General features: G+C 70.1%; 22 protein-coding genes and 1 pseudogene. 4 read left to right on the top strand and 19 right to left on the bottom strand.

Features of this window, described 5'->3' with window-relative positions; translation table 11 throughout:
- Positions 1-3: 3 nt before the first annotated feature.
- The 7 genes from ACFY6U_RS40030 to ACFY6U_RS40000 form a co-directional block, all read right to left on the bottom strand.
- On the bottom strand, positions 4-1,581 hold the full coding sequence (locus ACFY6U_RS40030; protein ID WP_390046340.1) for a long-chain fatty acid--CoA ligase: 1,578 nt from the start codon (positions 1,579-1,581) through the stop codon (positions 4-6).
- A 57-nt stretch (positions 1,582-1,638) separates the two neighbouring features.
- A complete protein-coding gene (gene hcaB, locus ACFY6U_RS40025) occupies positions 1,639-2,478 on the bottom strand; it encodes a 3-(cis-5,6-dihydroxycyclohexa-1,3-dien-1-yl)propanoate dehydrogenase (RefSeq protein ID WP_390046338.1) in 840 nt (279 codons plus the stop codon).
- Positions 2,479-2,481: 3 nt separating this feature from the next.
- Positions 2,482-3,348: an alpha/beta fold hydrolase gene (locus ACFY6U_RS40020; protein WP_390046336.1), complete on the bottom strand. Its 867-nt coding sequence runs from the start codon at positions 3,346-3,348 to the stop codon at positions 2,482-2,484.
- Between the two features lie 24 nt (positions 3,349-3,372).
- On the bottom strand, positions 3,373-3,936 hold the full coding sequence (locus ACFY6U_RS40015; RefSeq protein WP_390046334.1) for a 3-phenylpropionate/cinnamic acid dioxygenase subunit beta: 564 nt from the start codon (positions 3,934-3,936) through the stop codon (positions 3,373-3,375).
- A 95-nt stretch (positions 3,937-4,031) separates the two neighbouring features.
- A complete protein-coding gene (locus ACFY6U_RS40010; RefSeq protein ID WP_390046332.1) occupies positions 4,032-5,252 on the bottom strand; it encodes an NAD(P)/FAD-dependent oxidoreductase in 1,221 nt (406 codons plus the stop codon).
- A complete protein-coding gene (locus ACFY6U_RS40005) occupies positions 5,249-5,596 on the bottom strand; it encodes a bifunctional 3-phenylpropionate/cinnamic acid dioxygenase ferredoxin subunit (protein WP_390046330.1) in 348 nt (115 codons plus the stop codon). The genes ACFY6U_RS40010 and ACFY6U_RS40005 overlap by 4 nt, the downstream gene beginning before the upstream one ends.
- Positions 5,593-6,978, bottom strand: a complete 1,386-nt coding sequence (locus ACFY6U_RS40000; protein WP_390046328.1) for an aromatic ring-hydroxylating dioxygenase subunit alpha — start codon at positions 6,976-6,978, stop codon at positions 5,593-5,595. The genes ACFY6U_RS40005 and ACFY6U_RS40000 overlap by 4 nt, the downstream gene beginning before the upstream one ends.
- Before the next feature lie 977 nt (positions 6,979-7,955).
- On the opposite strand from ACFY6U_RS40000, the gene ACFY6U_RS39995 reads away from it, so the two are divergent.
- Complete coding sequence (locus ACFY6U_RS39995) at positions 7,956-8,801, top strand: IclR family transcriptional regulator (RefSeq protein WP_390046326.1); 846 nt, start codon at positions 7,956-7,958, stop codon at positions 8,799-8,801.
- 248 nt (positions 8,802-9,049) lie between these two features.
- Here ACFY6U_RS39995 and ACFY6U_RS39990 read toward each other — a convergent pair whose 3' ends face one another.
- The gene (locus ACFY6U_RS39990; RefSeq protein WP_390046324.1) at positions 9,050-9,661 is read right to left on the bottom strand and encodes a helix-turn-helix domain-containing protein; all 612 of its coding nucleotides are present in this window, start codon (positions 9,659-9,661) and stop codon (positions 9,050-9,052) included.
- A gap of 107 nt (positions 9,662-9,768) precedes the next feature.
- Here ACFY6U_RS39990 and ACFY6U_RS39985 point away from each other — a divergent pair, with 107 nt between their 5' ends.
- Positions 9,769-10,137 (top strand): SpoIIE family protein phosphatase, encoded by a 369-nt coding sequence (locus ACFY6U_RS39985; protein ID WP_390046322.1) that lies wholly within the window; start codon positions 9,769-9,771, stop codon positions 10,135-10,137.
- An 88-nt stretch (positions 10,138-10,225) separates the two neighbouring features.
- Here ACFY6U_RS39985 and ACFY6U_RS39980 read toward each other — a convergent pair whose 3' ends face one another.
- A complete protein-coding gene (locus tag ACFY6U_RS39980; RefSeq protein WP_390046320.1) occupies positions 10,226-11,239 on the bottom strand; it encodes a zinc-binding dehydrogenase in 1,014 nt (337 codons plus the stop codon).
- A gap of 458 nt (positions 11,240-11,697) precedes the next feature.
- Between ACFY6U_RS39980 and ACFY6U_RS39975 the strand changes: the two are divergent.
- Positions 11,698-11,946: pseudogene (locus tag ACFY6U_RS39975) on the top strand (ATP-binding protein); the annotation flags it as partial.
- A gap of 12 nt (positions 11,947-11,958) precedes the next feature.
- Here ACFY6U_RS39975 and ACFY6U_RS39970 read toward each other — a convergent pair.
- The 6 genes from ACFY6U_RS39970 to ACFY6U_RS39945 all read right to left on the bottom strand — a co-directional run bounded on the left by ACFY6U_RS39970 (position 11,959) and on the right by ACFY6U_RS39945 (position 19,225).
- Complete coding sequence (locus tag ACFY6U_RS39970; protein WP_390046318.1) at positions 11,959-12,873, bottom strand: SDR family NAD(P)-dependent oxidoreductase; 915 nt, start codon at positions 12,871-12,873, stop codon at positions 11,959-11,961.
- 6 nt (positions 12,874-12,879) lie between these two features.
- Positions 12,880-14,451, bottom strand: a complete 1,572-nt coding sequence (locus ACFY6U_RS39965) for a class I adenylate-forming enzyme family protein (protein WP_390046316.1) — start codon at positions 14,449-14,451, stop codon at positions 12,880-12,882.
- Between the two features lie 225 nt (positions 14,452-14,676).
- Positions 14,677-15,975 carry an acyl-CoA dehydrogenase family protein gene (locus tag ACFY6U_RS39960; protein WP_099927541.1) on the bottom strand — a complete coding sequence of 433 codons (1,299 nt, stop codon included), beginning with the start codon at positions 15,973-15,975 and terminating at the stop codon, positions 14,677-14,679.
- Between the two features lie 40 nt (positions 15,976-16,015).
- On the bottom strand, positions 16,016-16,846 hold the full coding sequence (locus ACFY6U_RS39955; protein WP_390046314.1) for an enoyl-CoA hydratase/isomerase family protein: 831 nt from the start codon (positions 16,844-16,846) through the stop codon (positions 16,016-16,018).
- Between the two features lie 31 nt (positions 16,847-16,877).
- Positions 16,878-18,104: a thiolase family protein gene (locus ACFY6U_RS39950; RefSeq protein ID WP_390046312.1), complete on the bottom strand. Its 1,227-nt coding sequence runs from the start codon at positions 18,102-18,104 to the stop codon at positions 16,878-16,880.
- Positions 18,101-19,225, bottom strand: a complete 1,125-nt coding sequence (locus ACFY6U_RS39945) for a saccharopine dehydrogenase family protein (protein WP_390046310.1) — start codon at positions 19,223-19,225, stop codon at positions 18,101-18,103. The genes ACFY6U_RS39950 and ACFY6U_RS39945 overlap by 4 nt, the downstream gene beginning before the upstream one ends.
- Positions 19,226-19,459: 234 nt before the next feature.
- Between ACFY6U_RS39945 and ACFY6U_RS39940 the strand changes: the two genes are divergently transcribed.
- Positions 19,460-20,431 (top strand): helix-turn-helix domain-containing protein, encoded by a 972-nt coding sequence (locus ACFY6U_RS39940; protein WP_390046308.1) that lies wholly within the window; start codon positions 19,460-19,462, stop codon positions 20,429-20,431.
- Between the two features lie 238 nt (positions 20,432-20,669).
- Here ACFY6U_RS39940 and ACFY6U_RS39935 read toward each other — a convergent pair whose 3' ends face one another.
- The 4 genes from ACFY6U_RS39935 to ACFY6U_RS39920 all read right to left on the bottom strand — a co-directional run bounded on the left by ACFY6U_RS39935 (position 20,670) and on the right by ACFY6U_RS39920 (position 25,210).
- Complete coding sequence (locus ACFY6U_RS39935; protein WP_390046306.1) at positions 20,670-20,825, bottom strand: hypothetical protein; 156 nt, start codon at positions 20,823-20,825, stop codon at positions 20,670-20,672.
- Positions 20,826-21,167: 342 nt separating this feature from the next.
- A complete protein-coding gene (locus tag ACFY6U_RS39930; RefSeq protein WP_390046304.1) occupies positions 21,168-21,587 on the bottom strand; it encodes a GtrA family protein in 420 nt (139 codons plus the stop codon).
- Positions 21,587-22,561, bottom strand: coding sequence for a glycosyltransferase family 2 protein (locus tag ACFY6U_RS39925; protein ID WP_390046302.1), 975 nt, complete (start codon positions 22,559-22,561; stop codon positions 21,587-21,589). Before ACFY6U_RS39925 ends, ACFY6U_RS39930 begins: the two co-directional genes overlap by 1 nt.
- Positions 22,562-22,585: 24 nt before the next feature.
- Entirely contained in the window at positions 22,586-25,210 is a 2,625-nt protein-coding gene (locus tag ACFY6U_RS39920) for a YfhO family protein (protein ID WP_390046300.1), read from the bottom strand.
- Positions 25,211-25,322: the final 112 nt, after the last annotated feature.

The following is a 25,322-nucleotide window of genomic DNA, read 5'->3' as shown; positions in this document are numbered from 1 at the left end:
GGCTCACGGTGTCTCGGCGGGCCGCTGGGTCTCGACCCAGCTCCGCAGTGCGGACTTGACCAGCTTGCCGCTGCCGTTGCGGGGCAGCTGTTCGGCGATCAGCACCTGGGTGGGCAGCTTGTAGCGGGCCAGGTGCCGGCCGGTGAAGGCGCGCACCTCCTCCAGTGTGGGCGTGGTCCCGGGCTCGCAGGTCAGCACGGCGAGCACGGTCTCGCCCCACTTCGGATGCGGGACGCCGATGACGGCCGCCTCCAGGACACCCGGGTACGCGGCGAGAACGCGCTCGACCTCGGCCGGGTACACGTTCTCCCCGCCGCTGATGATCATGTCCTTGAGGCGGTCGACGATGTGGTAGAAGCCGTCCTTGTCCCGATGCGCGATGTCGCCGCTGTGGAACCAGCCCGCGTCGTCGAAGGCGGCACGGGTGGCCTCGGGGTTGTTCCAGTAGCCGGGCGTGACGTTCGGGCCGCGCACGCAGATCTCCCCGCGCGTGTCCGCGTCCTGCACACCGGCCCCGGTGACCGGGTCGACGATGCGGATCTCCGTGTACGGCATGGGTACGCCGGTCGATCCGGCCTTCTGCGCCGTGAGCCCGGCCGGGAGGTAGCAGGCGAAGGGCGCGGTCTCGGTCAGCCCCCACGCCTGCTGGAGCAGGATGCCACGTTCTTCGTAGTCCCTGATCAGCTGGGGCGGGACGGGGGCGCCCGCGACGATCGCGGATCGCAGGGCGGAGAGGTCGGCCGCGGCGAAGCCGGGCATGCGGGTCAGGGCGCTGTACATCGCGGGGACCGCGAACAGGGTCGTCACGCGGTGCTGGACGAGGTCCTCCAGGCACTGGGCGGGGTCGAAGCCGCGGCGCACGACGACGGTGCCGCCGCGCACGAGGGTGCGCAGGGTGAGGGCGTTGAGGCCGCCGATGTGGAAGAGCGGGGCGACGGCGAGGTTCACGTCGTCCGGGCGGGTGTCCACGACACTTTCGACGTTGACCGCGTTCCACCAGAGGTTGCCGTGGGTGAGCATGACGCCCTTGGGTCGGCCGGTCGTGCCGGAGGTGTACATGAGCGCCGCCAGGTCGTCGTCGTACAGCGCCACCGGCTCCGTGCCACGTCGGTCGGCTCCGAGCAGCTCCGAGAGCGGTGTCCAGACGGCGGCGGGTGCCGTCGCCGCGGGGCACCGCGGATCCGTGTCGACCAGCACGTGGATGCGGGCGGGTATGTCGCTCATCACCGACTCGACGAGTGCGCGATGGCCCTCCTCGACGACCAGGGTGTGCGCACCGCTGTCGCTGAGGATGTGGCGCACCTCCTCGGCCGCGAGCCGGAAGTTGACCGGCACGAAGACCGCCCCGAGGTGGGCCGCGGCCAGCAGCGTCTCGAAGAAGGTCACGCTGTTGAGGCCGAGGTAGGCGACCCGGTCGCCGCGCCGCAGTCCACGTACGGCCAGCCCGGCAGCCAACTCGTCCGTCCTGCGGCTGAGTTGGGCGGCAGAGATCTCGTGGCCCTCGTAGACGAGTGCGCAGGCGGTGGGGTACTGGGCTCTGCGGTGCAGTGCCGCGGCGGGGCTGATGTCGACGGCGGCCATGCGGCGGCTCCTTCGATGGCTGTCGTGCGGAAGTGAAAGGGGAGACGGGGAGACGGTTCAGAGGCCGGCGCCACCGGCCGGGGAACGGAATCCGCGGACGGCGATGCCGCCGTCGGCGGGGATCACGGCGCCGGTGACGGTGCCGCTGTTGGCGCGGGAGGCGAGCAGGACGTACGGGCCGGTGAAGTCCTCCGGCTCGACGCTGGAGTCGTACAGCGGGATGAGCGGTTGCTGTGCCTGTCCGGACGCCTCGTTCTTGGCGAAGGAGGCTTCGAGCGTGCGGTTCTGCAGGCCCAGGGTCTGTGGGCCGCGCAGCTTGGTGCGCATCCCGCCGACGGCGACGCCGTTGACGCGGACGCGCGGCGCCAGCTCGTAGGCGAACTGCCGGAGCAGGCCGAGGCAGGCGTGCTTGCTGGCGGTGTACAGGGGGCCGCCACCGTCGGTGTGGAAGGAGGCGTTGGACAGCGTCATCACGATGCTGCCGCGCGTGGCGACGAGTTCCCGCCAGGCCGCCTCGACAGCGAGGACGTAGCCCTTGACGTTGATGCCGAAGACCTCGTCGAACGCCTCGGACAGCTCCTTGCCGTCGAGCTTGGTGACGCTGCGGTGGTAGTCCCAGATCCCGGCGTTGGGGACGAGGATGTCCAGCTTGCCGAACCTCTTGACGGTCGCGTCCACCGCCCGGTGCAGATCGTCCGGGGAGCGTACGTCGCCGGTGAGGGGCAGCACCCGGTCGGAGAGGTCGCCCGCCGCGGCGACGACCTCCTCCAACTGCTCGGCCCCACGGCCGAGGACGGCGACGCTCGCGCCTTCGGCGAGGTAGCGCAGGGCGACGGCGCGGCCGATGCCGGAGCCCCCGCCGGTGATCAGGGCGATTTCGCCCTCCAGCCAACCCATGATTCAGTGCTCCCCGAGGAAGTCGGTGACCAGGCGCTCGAACTCGGCCTGCCGCTCCAGCTGGACCCAGTGGCCGCAGCCGCCGAAGACGTGCAGCTGGACGTCGCGGATCTGCTTGAGCATGAGCTGGGCGCCGTCGAGGGTGATGGTGCGGTCGTCGCGGCCCCACAGGAGGAGGGTGGGCGCCTTGATCTTGTGAACGCGCTGCCACAGCGGGTCCATGCCGTGCCGCTTGGCGAAAGCGGCGTTGTAGGCGTGGTAGAAGGCGATGTGGGACTCGTCGAGGGACGCCTCGTAGCGGGCCTGCGCGGTGTCGGCCCAACGCTTGGGCTCGGCGGTCATCACGCCGATGAAGTCCCGCATCTTCTTCAGGGTGGGGCCCTCGCCGTTGTAGTAGCGGAACATGGCCTTCTGGCCCTCGGTCGGGGTCGGTCCGAAGGGCAGCCAGCCTCCTCCCGGCGCCATCAGAACCAACTTCTCGACTCGGTAGGGGACTTCGAGTGCGGTGGCGATGGCGGCGGCCCCACCGAGGCTGTTGCCGAGCAGGTGGAAGCGGTCGATGCCGAGGGCGTCCAGGGTCTGCAGCAGGGCGTCGACGGTGATCTCGGTGATGCTGCGGGCGTCGAGGTCGGCCTCGGTGGGGCGGTAACTGCCGCCGAAGCCGGGCTGGTCGGGCAGGAGCACGCGGAAGTGCTCGGTGAGCGCGGGGAGGTTGTGGCGGTAGTTGGCCACCGCGCTCGCGCCGGGGCCGCCGCCGTGCAGCATCACCAACACCGGGCCCTCGCCGGCCTCGCTGACCGCGACGGTGCCGAGCGTGGTCTGCACGGTGTGCTCGACGAGCTTCACCTCTGTGGTCTGTTCAGTGGTCACGAGCGGGCTCCGGTTCACAAGGGCTTACAGGAAGGTGCTGATGTTCTTGGCGAGCAGGACGTTCTGGTCGAGCAGGATGGTGCGGCGCGCGATCAGCAGCCGTCCGTCGTCCGGGTCGCGGCGCAGCTGGTCGGTGCGGCCGCCGGCGTAGATGTCGACCTCACGTTCCAGGCGGTTGCGGTAGCAGAGGAATGACGACTCGGCGACGTACTCGCCGGGCTCGTCGGCCGGCCAGACCAGGATGTTGGTGATCAGATGCCGGGTCCGCGACGGCGGATCCTCGGCCCAGGCCATGCCCGAGTCGAACCGGCGGATGCGCCAGGCCAGGCTCGCCTTGGTCTCGTCGAAGATGGCGACCTCACCGGGCGAGCCGTCGGCCAGGGCCTGCTGGCGCCGCAGGCGGTTGGTGCGTACCGGCGCCCAGTAGTGCAGGTCGTCGGTGAACAGCTCCAGCCAGTCGGCGTAGCGGTGCTGGTCGAGCACTTGTGCCTCGACGGCGTACAGGCGCTGTACCTCGAAGTGGAGCCGCATGTCCTCGTCGACGGCGGGTGCGGTCGTCCGGGGGGTCTCCGGGGGGTGGATGCTCATCGGGGGTCCTCCTGCGGGCCGCGCCGGGTGGTGCCATTCCAGCGCGGAGGGGGCGGTTCGGGGAGCGCGTGTGCCACAAGGCGGCACGTGGCGGTTCAGCGCTTCAGCAGCGTGCGCAGATCCGCACTCTCGTCGGACAGGACGGCCGCGTCGACAGCGACACCGCGATCGACGATCCGCCGGGCGGCCTTGATGTCGCGTGGTCGGTCGATGGCGGCCGCGGCCACCAGCCGGTCGCCCAGCAGCCCGAAGACGGTGAAGGCGCCGTCGTCCGGTGCCCCGCGCCGCACGGTGCGCTCGGCGTCCGCCATGGTGCCGACCGCCTCCAGCCGGGAGCCGTGCCGGTCGGACCAGAACCAGGAAGCGCCGAAGGACGGCAGAGGGCGGCCGAGGATGCCGTGGGCGGCGGCCTCGCCGTCGCGCTGGGCGGCCTCCCAGTGCTCATGACGGACCTTGTGCCCCTCGGGGCGGGCGACGTCGCCGACGGCGAGGACATTGGGGTGGGAGGTGCGCTGACCGGGGTGGACGACCACACCGTTGTCGACGTTCAGCCCCGCGGCCTCGGCCAGTTCCGTGGCCGGACGCATGCCGATGCCGACCACCACGGTGTCGGCGAGCACGGGTGCCCCGTAGCCGGTGAGGTGCAGCAGGACTCCGAGGTTGCCTGGACGGCGCTCGATGCATTGGACGCCGGCGGTCAGGACGCCGATGCCTTCGGCGGAGTGCCTCCGATGCAGTGCGTTCGCGATGTCGTCCCCGACCGCTGCGGTCAGTGGCACCGGCAGCGGGTCGATGAGGGTGACGCGGCAGCCCAGGGCGTGGGCGACGGCCGCGGTCTCCGCACCGATCAGCCCCGCCCCGACCACGGCCACCCGGGCGCCCGGCAGCAGCCGCTCCCGCAGCCGTTCGGCGTCCTCCCAGGTGCGCAGCAGGTGTACGGCCGGGTCGTCGCCGCCCGGCACCGGCAGGGGGCGCGCGGTGCCGCCGGTGGCCAGCACGATCCGGTCGGCTGTGGCAAGCTCGCCGTCGGCCAGCTCCAGTCCGCCCTCGTGCGGGCGGATCGCCCGGACCGGGGCGCCGTCGCGGAGTTCGATGCCCTGCTCGTCGTACCACTGCTCGGGCCGCAGCAGGATGTTCTCGCGGCGGGACTTGCCGAGCAGGACGTCCTTGCTGAGTGGCGGGCGGTCGTAGGGCAGCCCGCGCTCGGCGGAGTACAGCACGAGCTCGCCGTCGTAGCCCTGGGCGCGCAGCGCGTCGCACGTCGAGACGGCGGCCAGGCCCGCGCCGACGACGGCGATACGCCGTGGCCCGCTCATGCGCCGGCCTCCTCGCCGGGGTGCAGCCAGACCTCGTCCTCGCGCACCTCGACCCGGTGGGTGCGCTGGGCGAGGGTGGCGGGCATGCACTGCGGTTCGCCGGACCTGAGGCAGAAGCGGGCGCTGTGCAGCGGGCACTCGACCTCGCCGTTCTCGATCCAGCCGTCGGCGAGCGATGCCTGGCCGTGGGTGCAGGTGTCGTCGAGGGCGTAGTAGGCGCCGCCCTCGTGGAAGACGGCGATGGCGTCGGTGTGGCCGGTGGTCCCGGCGGGCACCTTCAGCGCCTCGCCCTCCTCGATGTCGCCGACGGCGGCGACCCGGATGCCGGTGCCGGTGGTGCTCATGGGGTGTCCTCGGGGTTCTTCTCGGTGTTCTTCTCGGTGTTCTTCTCGTGCCAGGCGGGCGTGTTCATCAGGTCGCGCCAGCGGGCGTAGAAGCCGCGGGCGGCGCCGTCGCTGTAGAGGCGGCCGGTGGTGCCGGGGTGGACGCCGTCCTCGGACTGAAGCCCCAGTCCCATCTGGTAGTTGAGGGTCATGGAGCCGGCCACGAAGCCGTGCGCGGTGGCCTGGCACTCGCTCCAGTTCTCGCCGTCGTCCTGCTCGAAGATGCCGCTCGGCCCGAACGTGCGCAGGTTGTAGATGCGTTGGGCGTTCTTGACCTCGTCCGGCATCGACTTGTCGACGATGGTCCAGGCCCAGACCTCCATCTTGTCCGGGCCCTTGGGGTGCCACACGCGGATGGAGCCGTTGACCGGCAGGTAGGAGAAGTTCGGGAAGACGGTGCCGTGCCCGGTGGTCATCGGTCCCTCGACCCGGGCGTCACCGAGCCGTTCGCGCAGCGCCTCGTAGTCGGTCCACTCGTGTACGACACGATCGTCGAAACGGCTCTTGGGGTGGGTCGGAAAGCCGTGCCCGTGCCCCAGCGAGTCGGTGTACTGCCGGCCCGGCGTCTGCACGATGTCCGTCTTGGGGCCCTTGCCGGTGGGTGACATGACCATCAGCGCGGAGGCGTGCGAAATGTTGACGTGGTACCAGTCGGAGGCGAACTGCTCGGCGGCGAGCTTCCAGTTGCCCTCCAGCACCCACTTGTGCACCCCGCCGACGGCCTCGGTGCCCTCCGGGTCGTGGTCGAGCATCGCGTCCAGATACCAGGTCAGTCCGCCGAGCGCCTCCACCAGGGGCGGGGCCTCGGGGTTCCAGGTCGCGAAGACGAGTCCCTTGTACGTGTCGAGTTGCGCGACCTCGATCAGTCCCCACTGGTCCTGCTCGAAGTGGGCGGGGTAGTCCCCTCCGTTGGGGACGTTGATCAGCTTCCCGGAGGTGTCGTAGGACCAGCCGTGGTAGCTGCACGTGAACGCCTTCGTCGCCCCCGCGTCGGCGCGGCACACCCGCATGCCGCGGTGGCGGCAGGCGTTGAGGAAGGCACGCAGTTTCCGGTCCTTGCCCATGGTGACGATGACCGGGTCCTCGCCCATGTAGGTGGTGAAGAAGTCACCGGGCTTCGAGAACTGGCTCTCGTGCGCGAGGAACAGCCAGCTCGGCGCGAAAAGGCGGCGCAGCTCCTGCCGGTAGACGGCCTGGTCGCTGAAGATCGTGCGGTCGACCAGACCGCGGTCGAGGTCGAAGTAAGGGCTGACGTCGACGGCCGGCTCGGGTACGCGAGTCAGGCGGTCCTCCCCCACCCTTCGGGCGGGAGGTGCCCCCAGCCGGGCGGGCGTGGTTGTCATCGCTGGGCCTCCTCGGGCCGGATCGGGCGCGCGCTGCGCCGCCCTCGTGGGCTGGTGGTTCGGCGTGCGTTCCTGTGCACACCCGAAGGGTCGGAGCGCTCCGGTTCACGCGGTGGCACGGCGGCTCCCCCGCTTCCTTGTCGGTGGTTCATCAGACGGTCACGGTCAGTTCGGGCAGGCGGCCGGTGCCGGACCGCACGGCGAGCGAAGAGCCCGGTGTCAGCGGGACGCCGGCGCGCACAGACCCGGTGAGCAGCGGCTCGCCCGCCGCGCGCGTGGAGCGTCCGGGCCCGAAGCGGATCGCCGAGGGCTTCGGCCCACAGGCCGAGCGAGACGCGCGCCGAGGCGGCGTTGCCGGCGACGTTGTCGGCCGGGAAGACCCGCCGGTCGGCGATGCGGCTGTCGCTGACCTCCACGGCTGGCGCCGGCTGGGAGACGGCCGCCCGGACCTCCGCGCCCGCACGCGGGGTCCGGACAGCCGGCCGAGGATCAGACCGACCTCTGCCTCGGCCCGCGGGGTGATGAGCTCCCGAGTGTTGGTGGTCCCGCCGTCCGGGATCGACCGGCACAGGGTCCCGAAGTTCGCTTCGGGCAGGCCGAGTTGCTCGCGCATCGGCAAGGGCTCCCCGGTGGGTGGTGCGACGGGAATCCTCCCCCAGCCTTCGGCCGGGAGGTGCCCCCAGGCCTCGGCACGCCGCAGCACCGCCGCCGGCTCCTCGACGAGCTGTGCGTCGGGGGAAGCCTGGGCGGCGCGGACGGTGGTCGTGGCCACGGTGGCGTGTCGCTGCATGGCCACAGCAGACGCTTCTCCCGGCCGCCCTGCCCAGCCACCGTGCCGGGATACGGCACGGGGGGACGATCCGATCCGTCACACAGAGGCAAGCGGGGTCCCTGGTGTTTTACAACGACGAAACGATCGATTAAGCTGGACGCGCGTCCATTTTAATGGCCACCCTGGATCCCCATCGGAGCCCGCCATGCCACTCCCCTCCTCGCCTTCCGCGCAGCCCTCAGCCCCGGCGACCGGCGAGCCCGACCAGCAGACCGCGGTCGACAAGGCGCTCTTCCTCCTGAAGTCCCTCGCCGAACTGGACGGGGAAATCGGCGTGAGCGAGCTGGCCCGGCGGACACGGCTGACCAAGTCGACCACCTTCCGACTGCTGGGCATCCTCCACCGCAACGACCTCGTGGAACGTGTCGGCAGCAACTACCGCCTGGGATCCCAGCTTTACGACATCGGCGTACGGGTCTTCGGCCCCAATCCCCCGCTCCTGCAGGAATGCCTGATGCCGCATCTGGCGGACCTGTACGAGACGACCCACGAGACCGTGCACCTGGCCGTACTGCACGACACCGACATCGTGTACGTCAACAAGATCCAGGGCCACCGAGCGACCCGCTCCCCCTCCCGGATCGGCGCCCGCCTGCCCGCCTACTGCACCGGCGTCGGCAAGGCCCTCCTCGCCTTCGACCACGACGCCGCCGAGGCCGCGATCGCCGACGGACTCACGGCACGCACGGAGTACACCTGCACCGATCCCGACCGTTTCCGGGCCGAACTGTGCCGCATCCGCCGGGACGGCGTCGCCTACGACCGCCAGGAAGCCGTTCCCGGCCTCACCTGCGTCGCCGTACCGATCATGGGTTCGGCCGGGCGACCCGTGGCCGCCTTCTCCGTCGCGAGCGCCGACCGCCGCTTCGAGCCCGCCCGGTTCGCGCCGGCACTGCGACGGGTGGCCTACGAGGCGGCACGCGCGGTCAACGCGGCCACAGCAAGCCGGCAGGCGGCCCCCTCGCGGCTCGACAATCTATCTGCGGCCTGACCCCTGGCACGAGAGCCCACAGGCCACCCACCTGGACGGCGACCCCGGTGTGCGGCACCGAGGTCGCCTCACGGACGGGCCGGGCCCAGCGGAGTGGCCTGGTCCCGACCAGGTTCACCGCTGTCCTTGCCAGGAGTGGTTCAGCGGTGATGTCGCCCCCGACGTCCACCGGCGGCTGACGCCAGCATTCCGGGTCGGCGCCTGCCGCGGCGAGAACACGTGCCGAAAGACGGCACAGCACATCCGGATCAGCGCCGGACGCCGCCGTGCGTCCGCGCCACGCTGACACCGCCGGTGCCGGGCTGCACGCGAGGCACGCTCACCACGATGTGCACGAGGCTCTCGCCGTCCAGCGACTCGTAGACGTGCGGGCGGTCGCCCGGATAGCGCACGAAGTCCCCGGCCGACAGCTCCACCGCCTCCCCGGCGGGGCCCACGCGGACACGGCCGCTGATCACGTACAGGTGCTCCAGGGTGCCCACCGGGTGCGGCTCGGACGGCTTGACCACGCCGTGCGGGTCCTGGGCGATGCGCACCACGTAGTTCTCGATGACACCAGAGCCGTACACGTGGTCCAGCGACCGGGACTGGTATCCGCCGTGCTGCTCCCAGACGACCTCGTCGGCCCGCTGCACGGTCATCACCTGCTCCCGTTCGGCCACCAGCCGTGTGACCGGGACGCCGAGCGCAGTAGCTATGGCGAACAGGGTGTCCACCGTGGGGTTGCCGGTGCCCTGCTCCAGATTCGACAGTGTCTGCTTGGCCAGCCCGGCCTGCCGGGCCAACTCGGCCAGGGACAGACCCCGCTGCTCTCTGAGAAAGCGCACGTTGCGCGCCACTACGGCGTTTCCTGTGGACACACGGCCACCTTAATTGGTCCCAGCAGGGGGGCACGGCGGGCATCCCAGCTGTGCAGCGACCACATCGGGGATCGAGACGGCGGCCTCACCGCGCAGTTGGAGCGAGCGTGCCGGACCGCCGCTGGGCCTTGGTCAGCCTGCCCTTCGAGGCGAGGGAGATCTCCCTGCCCGAAGGAAGCCTGCTTGCATTGCTCACCGACGGCCTCTTCGCAACCCGGGATCGCGACCCCGACAAGGGGCTCTCCGACCTTCGTCGAGCCCTCGCCCAGCCCAGACCCTCACCGGAAGAACTGTGCGACTCCGTCCTGGAGACCCTGTGCCCTGAACCAGCGGCCGACCATGTCACTATCGCCTTCCGGTGCGGCTTCAACAACATGGGGCACTTCAGCACGGCCTTCAAGCAGGCCTTCGGGGTGACACCCAGCAGTGTCCTGCTCCAGGGGCACCACAGCGGGACCACCCCGGGCGACAGCTGACTCCGCGCCCGGGCGCAGCACAGCCCCGGACAGCCACCAGACAGGTATGACGGCGCAAGGTCAGACGCGTCCGACCGTCATGTGCAGGTCAGGGCTGAAGGACCAGCCTGATCGGATTGCCTTCCTTGGTGTGCAAGCGCTGCACGGCCACGTTCGCCTGCTCCAGGGGCAGCACCTCCGTGACGGAAGCGGAGAAGTCGAGGCGCCCGCCTGCCACCAGGTCCACGAGCCGCGGCACCGAGTCGAGTTCCGTGCCGAAGTGCCCCCTGACCTGGTGCTTCAGGTAGCTGAAGGTGGTGCTGTCGCTGAAGGTGAGGGGACGCCCCGACAGCCCGACCAGGACGAGGCGGCCCCCCGGCCCCAGAACGGTCAGCGCCTGCTCGTGCACCGCCGAGACACCGGCGAAGTCGAAGGCGGCGTTCAGTCCGCTGCCCTTGGTGATGTCGAGCACCTGCTCCCGGAAGGTGGGGTCGGCGGAGTCGACAACGAGGTCTGCCCCCATCCGCCGGGCGCGCTCACGCGCCGCCGGGGCCGGGTCGGCCGCCACGATCGGGAAGGCGCCGACAGCCCGCAGCAGCTGCACCGCGTGGATGCCCAGACCTCCGACCCCCCACACACCCGCTGCCTCGCCCGGCCGGATGTCCGCGGTGCGGACGATGGCGTCCCAAGGAGTCGACACGGCATCGGGGATGATCGCCGCCTGCTCGAACGGGATCGAGTCGGGCAAGGGGACGACGCCCCCCGCGCTCACCAGGACGTACTCGGCCCACCCACCGTCGAAGTCGACCCCGCGCGTGTGCATCTGGCCGTCCTTGATGTCCCCGCCCTGCAGGACCACGCGCTGACCGACCTGGCAGGCGGTCACCTCGGGGCCCAGCTCGACGATGGTGCCGGAGACCTCGTGCCCGAGGGTGACGGTGTCACCCTTGAGGTGCGGCGGGAGGCCGAGGGTGCCGTCGATGAGGTGCACGTCGGACATGCACACCCCGGCCGCGGCTACCTTGACCAGCACCTGTCCCGGGCCCGGGACAGGCTTGGGAACATCCTCGATGGTCAGCGTGTGGGTGGGGAAGTGCAAGCGAGCAGCTCGCATGAGCTCCATGGAGTGTTCTCCGTCGCAACAGTCGTCATTGTCTTTGCGGTGCCGGTTTCGAGCGCACGGCCGAGGACAGCACCCGGCGTCCGACCTCCAGCAGCAGCGTGCGCGCGTCGACGCCCTAACGCTCGGCCGCCACCTCGGCGTGGCGCAGCACCAGCCCTGACAGAGGGGCGATGGCGCTCTGGGAGGTGGCGGTTGCAGCAAGCACGGGGCCATGTTCGCCCCGAGGGGGCGACCGGCCATAGCGCGTGTGCCGCTGCGCAGCACACGTTCCGGCCTCCGTGTCCCACCCGCGCCTCGGACCACGTCACAGGGGCGGTACCGGCCGGGTGGCAGCGGTGAGCCGCGTGATGACCACCACAGTCAGCAGGCGCAGGACGACGCAACGTCGCCGCGACGAGAGTCCGCGGCGACATCATGACCGGGCAGCCGCGCTCGGCCCGCCTCGTGCCGGCGGATCAGTGCGGAGCGAATTGGTCACCAACGCGATCCGGTGTGCCACGGAGCCGATCAGGCTTCGCCTCATCAGGGAACAGACCCTGATCTGCGAGGTCTCCGACGCCGGCAACACCAGCCCCCACCTGCGCCGCGCACGCGTCTTCGACGAGGGCGGTCGCGGCCTTTTCCTTGTCGCCGAGCTCACGCGACGATGGGGCACCCGCCACACCCTCACAGGCAAGACCATCTGGGCCGAACAGTCCATTCCCTGAGTTCAGGTCCGTTCAGTCTCCTCCCGGCTGAGATTTCTGTGATCTCAGCACGGCCTCGCTCCAGCCGCCCGCGACAGCACCTCTGCCGGCAACCTTCTGTTCGGTGAGCTGATCCACCTCCACGGCGATCGGCTGCAGTTTCCGGTCCAGCAAAGCGGAAAGGAAGCCGCGCAGCAGGTATTGCAGACGCAGTGAACCCGGGATGAACACCCGGCGCTGCCTTCGCTGGATGCCCCGCACGATGCGGTCGGCGGCCAGCGACACCGGGAAGGTCTTGCCGGCAGCCCCGGGCAGCCGCGCCCGCGTCCGGGCGAAGTCCGCGTGCTCGTGGTCGGCGTCGCGCACCATCGGCGTGTCGATGAACATCGGGTAGGCGACGCCTACGCCGACACCGAGGTGAGCCACCTCGACCCGGAACACGTCCAGCAGAGCCTCCAGTCCCGCCTTGCTCGCCGCGTACATGCCCTCGCCGGGCGGAGCGAAGATCGATGCGGCCGAGGCCACGCCGAGCACGTACCCTCGGCTGGCGATGAGGTGGGGCAGGCATTCCCGGATGAACCGCCAGTTGCCGGTCACGTTGACGTCCAGCACCGTGGCGAGCACCGACGGATCGAGGTGCCGCACCGTGCCCACCGGACCGATACCTGCATTGGACACGGCGACATCGATGGCCCCGAACTGCTCGACCACGGCTCGCACGGCGGCCTCGACCGACTCCGGGTCGGTGATGTCGCACCGAAGCGCGAGAGCGGTACCTCCCAGATCCCTTGCGGCCTGCCGAACCGCGTCAGCGTCGATGTCCAGCAGCGCGACCCGGTGCGTGCGCGCCAACCGCCGCGTCACAGCGAGGCCGATTCCACCGGCCGCGCCCGTGATCACCGCCACAGGTCGGGCCATCCGTTGATCCTTGCCTGTCGGGTCCGCCATGGCCGGTCAGATCCTCCGCTCGTGCCCGCGCCAGAAGGGCTCGCGGATGTCCTTCTTGAGCACCTTCCCGTTGGCGCTGCGGGGTAGGGCGTCGACGAACACGATCTTCTTCGGTGTCTTGATGCCGCCGAGCTTCGGCCGGCAGAAGGCCACCAGCTCCTCCTCCGTCAGCTGCGCAGCGTCGTTCAGTTCGACCACGGCGGTGACCGCCTCGCCCCAGTCTGCGTGCGGTGTGCCGATCACGGCGCAGTCCTGCACTGCCGGATGCGTCCAGATGACCTGCTCCACCTCGCTCGGGTAGACATTGAAGCCACCCGAGATGATCATGTCCTTCTTGCGGTCGGTGATGTGCAGGAAGCCCTCGTGGTCGAGGTAGCCGATGTCGCCGGTGTGCAGCCACCCGTCGACGATGGTCTCCGCGGTCTTGTCCGGGGCGTTGTAGTACCCCTTCATCAGCAAGTCGCCGCGCACGCAGATTTCGCCGGTCTCCCCGGTGGGCAGGATGGTGCCGTTCTCGTCGAGGATCTCGACGCGCACCAGCGGTGCGGGCCGCCCCGTCGCCGACAGCCTGGCGTCGTCGGCGATCTCACCGTTGCGGAAGTGCTCCTCGGGGCGCAGGAAGGCGATCGCTGTGGGGGCCTCCGCCTGACCGTACCCCTGGAACATCACCGGGCCGAAGACGTCGATCGCGCGACGCAGCTTCTCGGTGGACATGGGGGCCGCACCGTAGGTGAAGTACTTCAGCGAGGAGAAGTCCCGCTGCTCGATGCCCGGTATCTCCAGTATCCGGTAGATGACGGTGGGCGGCAGGTACAGCTCCGTGACGCGGTGCTTCTCCAGGAGGTCGAGCAGTTCGAGCGGGTCGGGGCGGTGCATCACCACGATCGTGCCGCCGCGGGCCGTGACCGGCAGCGTGAGGGTGCCCGCGGCGTGGGTCATCGGCGCGGCGACCAGGTTCACGATCGGCTCGTCCGAGGAGTACGGCGCGGCGAACATGTGGTGCAGTGCGGCGACGGTAAGGCTCCGGTGCGTGTTCATCGCACCCTTCGGCGCCCCGGTGGTCCCGCCGGTCGGCATGATCCCGGCCACCACATCCGCATCCGGGATGTAGTCGGGAAGCTCGCTGGACGCTCCCTCGGTGAACGACTCGAGCAGAACCGCGTCCGCCGCCGACAGGGCTTGTGTGTCCCCGCTCAGCGCGATCACGGTCTTCAGTTGCTTCAGTTCGGGGCGGAGCTGTTCCACGACCGGCAGGAACTGCTCGTGGCAGAACAGCACCTCGCAGTCGAAGGTGTCCAGCATCCGCTGGATCTCCTCTTCGGGGTATGCGGGGTTGACCGGGACCCAGGCCATCCCCGCCCGCCACATGCCAAGAACACAGGCCCACGCGAGGGGATCGTTGGCGGCGAGAACCGCGCCCTTGGTCTCGGGCTCGATGCCACGTGCGAGCAAGGCGTTCCCCACGCGGCACGAAAGCTCACCGATCTCGGTGTAGGTGAACGTCTGCTCCCCCGAGATGAAGGCCACCCGGTCCGGGTAGGCGCGCCAACCGCGGTCGAAGAAGTCGGTCACAGCCATGCTGGTGGTTCCTTATCTGTGGAGTCGACCCCGAGATGCGGGGATCGGTCGGTCGTACTGGTCTGTGGGACTGTCGCGGCCCGCGCCGTAGGGTGCGGCGTGCCGTGACGCGCCGCGGCCAAGTGCCCGCCGGGGCGCACGGGAACGGACGGTCCTGGCATGGCGAGGACCGTCCGGGCCCGGATGGCGGGAACCGACGAAGCCGGCGGTACCCGCCTGGTGCGGTCAGGACCCGATCCGTCCGCCCTTGTACAGCTGCGTGTTCAGGTAGCCGAACTTCATGTTGAGCAGATGGTTCTCGCCGTCCTCGATACGGGCCGCCCGGGCGTCGCGGAAGAGCTTCTCCATCGGGTACTCGCGGGTCAGTCCGTTGCCGCCGAACAGCTGCAGGGCCTCATCGGCCACCTCGAACGCGAGGTCGGTGCAGGTGACCTTCGTTCCGCCGGTGTAGTAGGGGTGCTTGGCCGGCGACAGCGCGGTGTACTCGGCGGCCCGCCGGGCCAGTGCGCGCATCGTCTCCACCTTGCGGGCCATGGCGCCGAGACGGCTCTGCACCATCTGGTGCTCGGCCAGCAGCGCGCCGCCCTGGCGGCGCTCGTGGACGTACTCCAGCGCGTACTCGAGGGCCGCCCGGGCCAGCCCCGTCATGAGCTCGCCCATCGCCACACCCGCCGTGGACCAGGTGGAGGCGTGGCCGTGCCAGTAGTCGTCGCCGAGTGAAACGGCGTACCGCACGGGGACCTTGACGTCGTCGAAGAACAGCTCACCCTGGGGCAGGGCCCGCTTGCCCAGCTTCTCCAGCGGCTTGCCGTGGGTCACCCCGGGCAGGTCGAGGGGAACGACGACCTCGACGCCGTGCGGGTGGCCCTCGCTGTCGAAGTACCCATCGCCGTAGTCGGCGACGATGGACAGGATCGCGACCTGGGCGACCGGGCCGTTGGAGACCCAGGCGGAGCTCTGCCCGTTGATCACGATGTCGCCGCCGCTGATCTTCGCGGTCAGGTTGCCCTTGTTGCCCTGCGGGGCGAGGGCGTGGCGCTCGGCGGGGTAGAGCATCGTGCCGTCCGAACCGCGGTCCGGCTGGGTGGCGACCCAGGCGCCGATCTTGCCCGCCGTCAGCTCGACCAGTTCCTGGTTGCCGGCTCGCTTGGCCATCATGTTCGGGAAGGCGGCGCCCGCCAGCGAGACCGCGAGGCCCGCGTCACCCCAGCCGAACTCCTCGACGACGATCGCCTGGAGCTTGGCCAGCTCCTGCGGCGGCACGTCGTCCGAGGCCGCGTCGAACTCGATTCCCGACGCCGCGGCCGTCGCCATGAACTCCCAGTACGGAGAGCCTTGTGCGATCACTTCATCGGCGCTCAGCTTGTCGATGGCGATACCCGCCGGGCGCATCACCTCGCGCGCGAACTTGTGCATCGCCTGCTGGACGGCGCGCTCCTCCTCGCCGAGGATCTCGAAACCGCTCTGTTCCACGAACGGCAGCCCGGGCCGTACCGATGCCGCGCCCTTGCCTTGCTGTGTCATGACTGTGTCGTCCTCTTCGCGTTCCTGTGGGCGGCTGGCGCTACTGCGCGGCGGCGATCGCCGCGGGCAGGTCCCGTTCGTGCTCCAGGTCCTGCAGGCCGGTCATCAGCTGCAGGGCCTCCTTGGTGCCGGGAACCTCGAGCAGGTTCCGCAGCGCGGTGTTCTCCGCGGCGAAGCCGGCGAACTGGGCGTCGGCCAAGGCTCCGTAGACGTTCTTGATCACCTCGTTGACCGCGGCGACCGTGCTCGCCGGGCGCTTGGCGATGTCGCGTGCCAGGGTGTCGGTGTAGGCGTTCAACTCCTCGCTCGGGAGCGCGCGGCTGACGATGCCGTAGGCCGCGGCCTCCTCACCGGTGAAGTCACGGGCCGAAAGGATCACCTCGCGGGCGCGGGCCGGGCCGATCTGCATCGCCAGTCGTGTCGTACCGCCGCCGGCGGGCAGGATGCCGCCGCTCGTCTCGGGCAGGGCGAACCGGCTCTCCGGCGTGGCGAACCGCAGGTCCGTCGCGAGCAGGAACTCCAGCCCGGCGCCGCGGCAGATCCCGTCGACCACGCTGATGGTCACCTGAGGCAGGTTCTGCCACATGGTCGTCAGGGCCTGCAGGGCGTTGATGTCGTCGTAGCGGCTCTGCGGAACCGACGGGTCGCTGTCCATCCGCAGGATGTCGCCCAGGTCGAAGTGGGCGATGAAGAACTCCGGGTCGGCGCTGCCGAAGACCACCACCGCCGTCTCCCGGTCGGTGACGAGTGACCCGCCGAGGTCGAAAAGTTCCCCGGCCATCTGGAAGGTCATCAGGTTGACCGGCGGATGGTTGAAGTCGACGTAGAGGATCCGGCCGTCACGCCGGACGTTGAGTGTCTGATAGGTCATCGCTGACTCCTCGGTTGGTGCAGGCGGACGGTCAGGGGCTGAGGATGGTGATCGCGGCGGCGGCTTCCTCGCCGGCGTACAGGCCGCCGCCGTTCTCCGCGAGGGCGATGCGGGCGTCGGGGACCTGGCGGGTTCCGCAGGTACCGCGGAGCTGGTGGACGAGCTCGTAGATCTGCGCGAGGCCGGAGGCGCCCATGGGGTGGCCCTTGGACTCCAGCCCTCCGGACGGGTTGACGGGAAGGCGGCCGCCGAGCCGGCTGGCGCCGGACTCCGCGAACTCACCGCCCGAACCGATCTCGCAGAACCCCACCAGCTCGGTCTGCAGGAGTTCACCGAACGCCGACGCATCGTGGACCTCTGCCACCGACACGTCCTCCGGCCCCACGCCTGCCTCCTCGTAGGCCTGCAGGGCGGCGAGCCGGGTGGCCGAGCGGTCCCAGGCCGACAGCGGGCGCACCGTTCCGGTGCCCAGCACCGCGGCCAGTACCCGGATCGGGTGCTGAGCGCCCAGCCGTCGCAGGCCAGCGGCGTTGCAGACGATGGCCGCCGCCGCGCCGTCGGTGAGCGGCGCACACATCGGAACCGTGAGCGGCCCCACGACGGGCCGGGCCGCGAGGATGTCCGCCGCCGACATCTCCTCGCGGAAGTGCGCGAGCGGGTTGTGCACCGCGTGCGCGTGGTTCTTCTCGGAGATGACCGCGAGCTGCTTCTGGGTCGTGCCGAATGCGTCCATGTGCGCCTGGGCGAGTGCCGCGTAGTAGTCCATGAACACGCTGCGCGGCTTGCCGTCGTCGGGAAGCTCGCCGCCGAGTTCGGTCAGTAGGGCGCGCACGCCCTCGGGGTCCGAGACGTCCATGCCGCCGTCGAACACCCCGAGTGCCTTGCGCTTGTCGCCGATGCTCAGCTTCTCGGCGCCGACCGCGAGCACGACATCGGCCGCGCCGGAGCGCACATGCATGATCGCCTGGTGCAGCGCGGTGGCGCCGGTGGCGCACGCGTTCTCGACATTGACCACCGGGATGCGTTCGAAGCCCATCGAGCGCAGCGCCATCTGGCCGGCGACCACGACCTGCCCCTCGAGCACGTCCTGGCAGGTGTTGCCGAAGTACGCGGCCTGCACGGCTCCGAGCTCGGCACCGGCGTCGGCCAGCGCCTCGGTCACCGCTTCCCGGGTCAGGTCCTTGACCGAGGCCTCCGGCCGGACCCCGAACCGGGTCATGCCGACCCCGGCGACCCACACCTGTGAGCTGCTGGTCACGCCGCGCTCTCCTCGGTCACACGCGCCAGCCCGTACGCCTCCAGAGCCCCCAGAAGCTCACGGTGTCCCACCAGCTGCGCGGGCGAGCGGAACCCGACACCGTGGTAGGTGTTGCCGAGCAGCCGCATCGCGGCGTAGGCCTGGACCAGGCCGGTGATCTGGTATCCGGACGTGCCGTGGATGACCGCCCGTGCCGTGACGTTGTTGCCGCGGCCCGTGCACCAGTCGACCGAACGATTCACCTGCCGGTTCTCACGGGCCGGTGTATCCGGCGTCATGGTCGCAGCCACCTTGTCGAGCGCCGGGTAGAGCTTCTCCTCGGGCAGCCACTGGAAGAGGACCTTGAACATGCGCTCCGCTTCGCGTACCCGCTGGGGGATGTCACCCTTCTCGTTCTGCATCGCCACGAACATGCGGCAGGTGCGTACGCGGCGGTCGTCCCGGAAGAACACCGGCATGGCGGTGCCGCCCCAGTTCAGGCCGGGGACGACCAGGGTGGTGCCGGGCACGACCATGTCCTGCTGGACGATGCCGTCGTACTTCTTGAGGACGTTGTCCTCCAGGTAGTAGGCGTCCTTGCGGATCACGTCGAACATCGACTGCGTCGAGCCGACGGTCGGGATGTTCCGGGTGTACTGGCCGATCTCAAGCGTGTCGATGCCGGGGGTCTCCAGGACGATGCGGGCGACGATGTCGGGAACCGCGTACTGCATGGAGACGGCGGTGGACACGGCGAGTCCGGCTGCTGCGTACTTCGGGCCCCACTCGTCCAGGACCGCGAGCTGGTGGGACTGCTCACCGGCGGTGTCGAGGTAGTGACAGCCCGCGCGCAGCGCGGCCTCGAGTACTGCGGGTGCGTGCCGCAGGAAGGGGCCGACCGTGTTGCAGACGACCTTCCTGCCTTCGAAGAGCGCGGCCAGGGACTCGACGGAGCCGTCGACCTCGGCGATCTCGTAGTCGGCCGTCTCGATGCCCGGGACGGCGTTCATGATCTCCTGGAGCCTGGCCTTGTTCCGGCCGGCTGCCACGAACGGAATGCTGTACTCGCGCAGGTATTCGGCCACCAGGCGGCCGGTGTAGCCGCTGGCTCCATAGATGACAACCGGTCGGCGATCGCTCACGGCTGCTTCCCTTCCGTGATGAGTCGAGGCGCCGTGGCGCCGCGGCTCTACGCTTTTTACGTTGCGGCAAACTCTGGGCAACATCCGGCCACCGTGCTTCCGTGAGAGCGCACACCGGGTTCCGCATTCGTGCATCCCGCGCCCGACGGCTGGTCCGTCGGACGGCACAGGCGCTTGTCAAGACCCGGCGGAAGGGGTTTCACTCGATTCATCCGCCGACGAAGGTGATGGCGCATGACAGCAGCCCTGACCTGGTCAACCCATGGGTCCCCGCAAGATCACGTCCCGGACGCCTGGAGCAGCACGATGTCCCAGCTGCACCTGGGCTGGGCACTGTCGTTCTCGGAGCCCGACCCCTTCGGCGTGTCGGTGCGGTACCGGAGGCTGGACCAGCTGACCGTCGGAGAACTCCGCTGCGGCCGGCTCACCGGCCGACAGGCAGCCACGAGCGAGGGCCCGCTCGTGGGCGTCCTCGTGACCCTCTCCGGACGGCTGATGTGCCGGTACGTCGGCGGCAGCGAGGTCGAACTCGGTCCCGGCGACCTGCTGGTCTGGGACAGTGAACTGGCGCACGACTTCGAGGCCGTGGGGGACCACCGCGAGCTGTACCTGCTCCTGCCCCGCGAGCGGCTGCCCCAGGCGATCGCCGGAAGTGCCTCCCGCGCCGGCGGTGTCGTTTCCGTGCGGCCAGGGTCAGGGCTCGCCTCGATCGCTGCCGCTCAGCTACAGGCCATCACGCGCGAGTTCGACCACCTGTCCGACACGGATCTGGCCATTGCCTCCCAGACCTTCTTCGACACCCTCGAAACGGCCCTCGTCCCCGCTCCGGAGCAGCCTGTTTCCAGCAGCGCCCGCGAGGCGCTGGTCATACGGACCCGCCGGTACATCGAGGATCACCTGGATGATCCGGACCTTTGCGCTTCCTCCATCGCCGAGGCGTTCGACCTCTCCGTTCGCACGCTGCATCTCGCTCATGCCGGTACGGGCGCAACAGTGGGTCGCTGGATCCGGGAGCGTCGCCTGAAGGCCTGCTACCGGGACCTCTCACGTGCGCATGGCGGCACGACGGTCACCGACGTTGCCTTCCGCTGGGGCTTCAGCAACATGGGCCACTTCAGCACAGCCTTCAAGCAGGCATTCGGCATGACACCCAGCAGCGTCCTGCTCCAGGGCCAGCACAGCCGGACCGGCACGGACAACGGCTGATTCCGAGGCACACCGCCCTGCCGAGGCGAGCCCAGTGGGTAGCAGGATTGCGTGCCCGGGGCCAGGCTGACGGTCGAGGCCTTCACGGTGATGTACTCGGCGGCGGCCCGACACGGCTGGGCACGTTGGTGAGGAACCCCCACACCCGTTGTCCGTGCGTCAGGTCGGTCACGCCCCCGCCGAGGGCGACCGCCTCCCCGGGGAAGTCCCGGCAGGTCCGTTTGGGGAAGCTGCGGCCCTACATGATCCTCATGCCACCGGACCGGATCGACACATCGATCGGGTTGACGCTCGTGCCGTGGACACGGACGAGCACCTCGCCGGCGCCCGGCTGCGGCCGCGCGACTGTGCGAATCTCCAGCTCCTCGGGACCGCCGTACCTGTCGTACTCCAAGGCGCGCATCATCGGGCGGGCGGCCTGCCCAACCCCGAACGTCCCGCGCCTACGGGATCGAGTTCACCAGGCGCTCGGCATCGCCGACGAGGAACCGGCTCACCCCGTCGCTCACTCACAGTGAGCATCCAAGCTCATGATTCGCCAACTATGCCTCTCATGATTTGCCAACAAGGATTCTCCACTCGCCCCCGACCTGCGCGTCTCAGTTCATGATTCGCCAACTAGAGTTCTCGGTCACACGCACAGCCGACGGCACGGCGGCGGTCGCCCTGCGGCCGGAGGGCGAGGAGATCCGGTCCGCGATCGACGAGGTCCTCGCCCTGGGAGAAGGAGTCGCGCCTACACCGCCTCCACCTTCGGCAGCATGACCCACCGCGACACCACGAAGGTCACCGGAATCGCCGCCGCCGACGCCATCAGCGGAGCGAACCTGCTTCCCGCGTGCAGCACGTCGACGATCACGTAAACCCCCACCGTGGTGATCACGAAATTCGTGGCGTTGGTCAGCGGGAACAGCAGGAATTTCCGCCAGGTGGGACGCGTCCGGTAAGTGAACTTCGCATTGAGAAAAAACGAGCCGATCATGCTCAGGAAAAACGCGAGAATATGTGCGGCCAGGTACGGCAAATAACCGAGAAAAAGCAGGTAAAGGCCGTAGTACGTCGCGGTGTTGACGACGCCCACCACCGCGAAGGTGATGATCTGCCCGGAGATCGGGCGGGCGGGGCCGGTGGCGGTCGACAGGGTGGCGTTCGGCATCAGGGGATGAGGTCCTTCGTCGTGCCGCGGCTGCGGTCTTCCGTTCGGTCCACGTTCGTCGCCTTCACCAGGAAGTGCGGGCGCCCCTTGACCTCGTAGTAGATCCGGCCGGTGTACTCGCCGATGACCCCGAGCATGATCATCTGGACGCCGGCCAGGGCGGTGACGGCTGTAATGATGGTGACATAGCCGGGCGTCTGGACGCCGTGGATCATCGCGGCGCCCACGATCCACGCCGTGTACGCGCCGGCGAGGGCCAGCAGGGTCAGGCCGAGGTAGAGCGCGGCGCGCAGCGGGCGGTTGTTGAAGGAGAGCAGCCCGTCGAGGCCGTAGTTGAGCAGGCTGCGGAACGACCAGGAGCTGCTGCCGTGCTCGCGCACCGCGTTCTCGTACTCGAAGGTGGTGCTGGGGAAGCCGACCCAGGCGAACAGGCCCTTGGAGAACCGGTTGTACTCGGTGAGGTTCACGATCGCGTCCACCACCCGGCGCGACATGAGCCTGAAGTCGCCGACGCCGTCGACGAGTTCGACGTCGACCATCCGGTTGATGAGCCGGTAGTACAGGCGGGCGGTGAGGGTGCGGGTGAAGCGGTCGCCCTGCCGGGTGCGCTTGGCGATGACCTGGTCGTAGCCCTCGCCGCGCAGCTCGACCATGCGCTTGATGAGCTCCGGCGGGTGCTGCAGGTCGGCGTCCATGACGATCACGGCGTCGCCGGTGGCGTGCTTCAGGCCGGCCAGCAGCGCCGACTCCTTGCCGAAGTTGCGGCTGAAGGAGACGTACCGCACGCGCGAGTCGCCGTCGGCGATCTTGCTGAGGAGGGGCAGGGTGCGGTCGCGGCTGCCGTCGTCGACGTACACGAACTCCATGTCGTGGCCGAGCGGCAGCAGTTCGTTGGCGATCTTCTGGACCTGCTCGTGGAAGCGCTCTATGACGTCTTCCTCGTTGTAACAGGGCGCGACGATCGATATCAGCATGGGTTTCTTCCCCCTGGGGGCGGGTCAGTGAGCGGTGGTCGTGCGCTCGCCGGGGCGGGTGGCGGTTCTGCGGCGTACGGCCGAGACGGTGCCGATGAGGATCAGGGTCAGCAGCGAGGCGCCGCCGACGGCGGTGCCCAGACGCAGGCCGGGCGGGTGGAAGGTGCAGGTCAGGCTGGTGGCGGAGGCGCCCAGCGGGACGGCGATCAGGCCGTAGAACTCACTCGCCGCGACCTCGTCGCCCCCTGCGGAGCAGCGCCAGCCGGCGATCCGCGGGGCGGCCACCACGGCGGTTCCCCTGCTGCCGGCTGGCAGTCGGGCGTGCAGGGTGCCGTCGGAGACGGTCACCTTGGTCGCACCGGTGGACTTCAGGTGCTGCACGGCGGTGCGCAGTTTCGCGGTGTCGAGGCAGCCGACCGCGCCCTGTCCCGGGACCCGGCTGAGCCGGTTGGGCTTGAGGTCGATCCGGACCTGCCCCGCGGCACGGACCGTGCCGAGCGGCTGCATCGCGGCGATCTTCGTGTTCTCGGCGTCGGACCGGAACAGCTTCTGCTCGCCGCCGCTCGCGAGTTGGGCGGTACCGGAGTAGTGCGGCGCCCACAGGAAGACCGAACTGCCGGGCCGGCACTGCGCGGTGATCGTCTGCGCTCCGTCGACCAGCAGGCCGCGCGCCGCGTCACCCTTGCCCGCACCGCTGAGGGTGGTGCGGGGCAGGGTGTAGACGCGGGCGCCGAGCAGCAGTTCCTGGTTGCGGTACGGGGAGGGACCGAAGGCGGCCGGGGTGGAGTGCGCGGCGGTGGGCCGTACCGTGACCAGCGGCGGGACGTCCTCGCGGGTGACGGTGGACGGGCCGCCGCCCTGGGGCAGCCACTTCTGGTGCGGGTCCGGCGGGTTGTGCACCCGCGCGCCCACCGAGAAGACCGCGTCGGTGACCGGGTTGTCGAGGCTCTGCAGGCTGCGGCCGCGCGAGGTCCAGCCGTCGCCGAGGGCGGTGAGGGTGCGGCTGAGGACGTCGGCGGTGAGGCTGCTGTAGTACTGGGAGCCCTGGCCGCCGACCATCATGGGGTCGTTGGCGACGGTCTGGTCGCGGCCGGGTTCGGTGCGGTACGCGGGCCAGTTGTCGGCGCTCGCGACCGCGTCCGCCTCCTTCTGCTGGCGGTCGCCCCAGGGTGCGTAGTCGTCCATCTGACCGAGCCGCATCCGGGTGGCCACGGCCGAGGTGGCGGCGGCCTCGCCGAACTGCGCGCCGATCAGCAGCGCCACGGCCAGCCCGGCCAGCACCGGCCTGCCGTTCCTGAGGCCGAGCAGCGCGAGCCCGCCGAGCGCGCCCGCGACCGCGAGCAGCACCACCGGCCAGGTGTGGTGGCTGTGCTGCTGGGTGAGGGTGCTGCGGCTCGCGGCGGCGGCGATCAGGACCAGCAGCACGGCGGCCGCGCCGAGTGCCCGCAGGTCCGGAAGTCCGTGGGCCAGGGCGTGCCAGGCGGCGATGACCAGCAGGGCACAGAGCACGAAGGCCTGCCGGTAGGAGCTGCCGTTCGGGGCGGCGAAGGCGTGCCAGGCCAGGCTGGTCGGCGCCCACTGGAGCGACAGGGCCACCGCCAGCACCAGGACCGTCCAGCCCGCCCGCACCCGGACCGGGACCTTCCGGTGGAAGGGCAGGGCGAGGGCGAGCACCAGCGCGGTGATGCCGACGTAGAGGGCCGGGGAGCTGTAGCTGTAGGTCGTCGGCAGCAGCCGGGCGAGCAGGTCCTCGGTGCCGACCGGGGCGAAGTGGCCCTCGCGGCCCGGGTAGGCGTGCTTGGTGCCGGAGTACACGACGATCACCAGCGGCGCCGCCAGGCCGATGCCCAGTCCGACGGTCGCCCCGGCCCGGCCCACCACCGCGAGGGCCCGCCGCCACGGCAGTTCGGCGAGCACCAGTCGGAGCAGCAGCACCAGGGCGGCGCCGAGGGTGGCCATGTAGGCGGTGTAGAAGTTGGCGATCCAGGCGAGCGCCACGATCAGCACCCCGAGCAGCGGGCGCCTGCCGGCCGTGGCCCACTCGCCGACCAGGCAGAGCAGCGGCAGCGCGATCAGGCCGTCGAGCCACATCGGGTTGTACGAGGCGAGGGCGAGGCTCCAGCCGCACAGGGCGTAGGAGGCGCCCAGGACGCCGGCCGCCCACCAGCGGCCCCGGCGCAGGCTCATCAGCAGCCAGGCCATGGCGGCGCCCGCGACCGCCGTCTTCAGCACGGTGACCGCGTACACCGCGAGGTCGATCTCGTCGCGCGGGAAGAGGGCGACCAGGAGCGCGAAGGGGCTGCTGAGGTAGGTGCCGAGGTCCGGCAGGAAGCTGGAGCCGTAGCCGGACTGCCAGTTGACGAGGAGGCCGCCGTCGGCCCTGCCGTGCAGCAGGTCCCAGAGGTGGGCGTGGAAGGGCACGTACTGGTTGCCGAGGTCGTTGACGCTGCGGGTGCGCGGCCCGAACGGGTAGCTGCGGGCGATCACGTCGGCGGCACAGAACGCCACGGTGGTGAGAAGTGCCGCGAGCAGCGCGGCGGTTGCTCGCGGATCGGCGCGCCGCCATTTCCCGGTGCCGGTTTCCCGTTCCGGTCGGCCCCCTGCCGGTTTCGCCCCCTGTTCACGCCCGGCCAGGACGGTGCGATTCATTCTGTGCGGCCCCCAGATAAAAAACGGGGTCGTCGCTCCCCGCAGGTCGGTGTTTCGCCGACTTAGACGGGTAGAGGTTCCTGATGGTTGTGCCACGCCTGTGAAGTAATAA

This window comes from Streptomyces sp. NPDC013157 (assembly GCF_042899865.1).
Classification (GTDB): Bacteria; Actinomycetota; Actinomycetes; order Streptomycetales; family Streptomycetaceae; genus Streptomyces.
This window is presented reverse-complemented; position numbering and strand designations above follow the sequence as displayed.

Coding starts and splice junctions, on each gene's coding strand:
- ACFY6U_RS40000 (WP_390046328.1), bottom strand. CDS start 6,978: ATGACAACCACGCCCGCCCGGCTGGGGGCACCTCCCGCCCGAAGGGTG.
- ACFY6U_RS39920 (WP_390046300.1), bottom strand. CDS start 25,210: ATGAATCGCACCGTCCTGGCCGGGCGTGAACAGGGGGCGAAACCGGCA.
- ACFY6U_RS40015 (WP_390046334.1), bottom strand. CDS start 3,936: ATGAGCATCCACCCCCCGGAGACCCCCCGGACGACCGCACCCGCCGTC.
- ACFY6U_RS39970 (WP_390046318.1), bottom strand. CDS start 12,873: ATGGCGGACCCGACAGGCAAGGATCAACGGATGGCCCGACCTGTGGCG.
- ACFY6U_RS40010 (WP_390046332.1), bottom strand. CDS start 5,252: ATGAGCGGGCCACGGCGTATCGCCGTCGTCGGCGCGGGCCTGGCCGCC.
- hcaB (WP_390046338.1), bottom strand. CDS start 2,478: ATGGGTTGGCTGGAGGGCGAAATCGCCCTGATCACCGGCGGGGGCTCC.
- ACFY6U_RS39980 (WP_390046320.1), bottom strand. CDS start 11,239: ATGGAGCTCATGCGAGCTGCTCGCTTGCACTTCCCCACCCACACGCTG.
- ACFY6U_RS40005 (WP_390046330.1), bottom strand. CDS start 5,596: ATGAGCACCACCGGCACCGGCATCCGGGTCGCCGCCGTCGGCGACATC.
- ACFY6U_RS39960 (WP_099927541.1), bottom strand. CDS start 15,975: ATGACACAGCAAGGCAAGGGCGCGGCATCGGTACGGCCCGGGCTGCCG.
- ACFY6U_RS39955 (WP_390046314.1), bottom strand. CDS start 16,846: ATGACCTATCAGACACTCAACGTCCGGCGTGACGGCCGGATCCTCTAC.
- ACFY6U_RS39995 (WP_390046326.1), top strand. CDS start 7,956: ATGCCACTCCCCTCCTCGCCTTCCGCGCAGCCCTCAGCCCCGGCGACC.
- ACFY6U_RS39965 (WP_390046316.1), bottom strand. CDS start 14,451: ATGGCTGTGACCGACTTCTTCGACCGCGGTTGGCGCGCCTACCCGGAC.
- ACFY6U_RS39940 (WP_390046308.1), top strand. CDS start 19,460: ATGACAGCAGCCCTGACCTGGTCAACCCATGGGTCCCCGCAAGATCAC.
- ACFY6U_RS40030 (WP_390046340.1), bottom strand. CDS start 1,581: ATGGCCGCCGTCGACATCAGCCCCGCCGCGGCACTGCACCGCAGAGCC.
- ACFY6U_RS39930 (WP_390046304.1), bottom strand. CDS start 21,587: ATGCCGAACGCCACCCTGTCGACCGCCACCGGCCCCGCCCGCCCGATC.
- ACFY6U_RS39925 (WP_390046302.1), bottom strand. CDS start 22,561: ATGCTGATATCGATCGTCGCGCCCTGTTACAACGAGGAAGACGTCATA.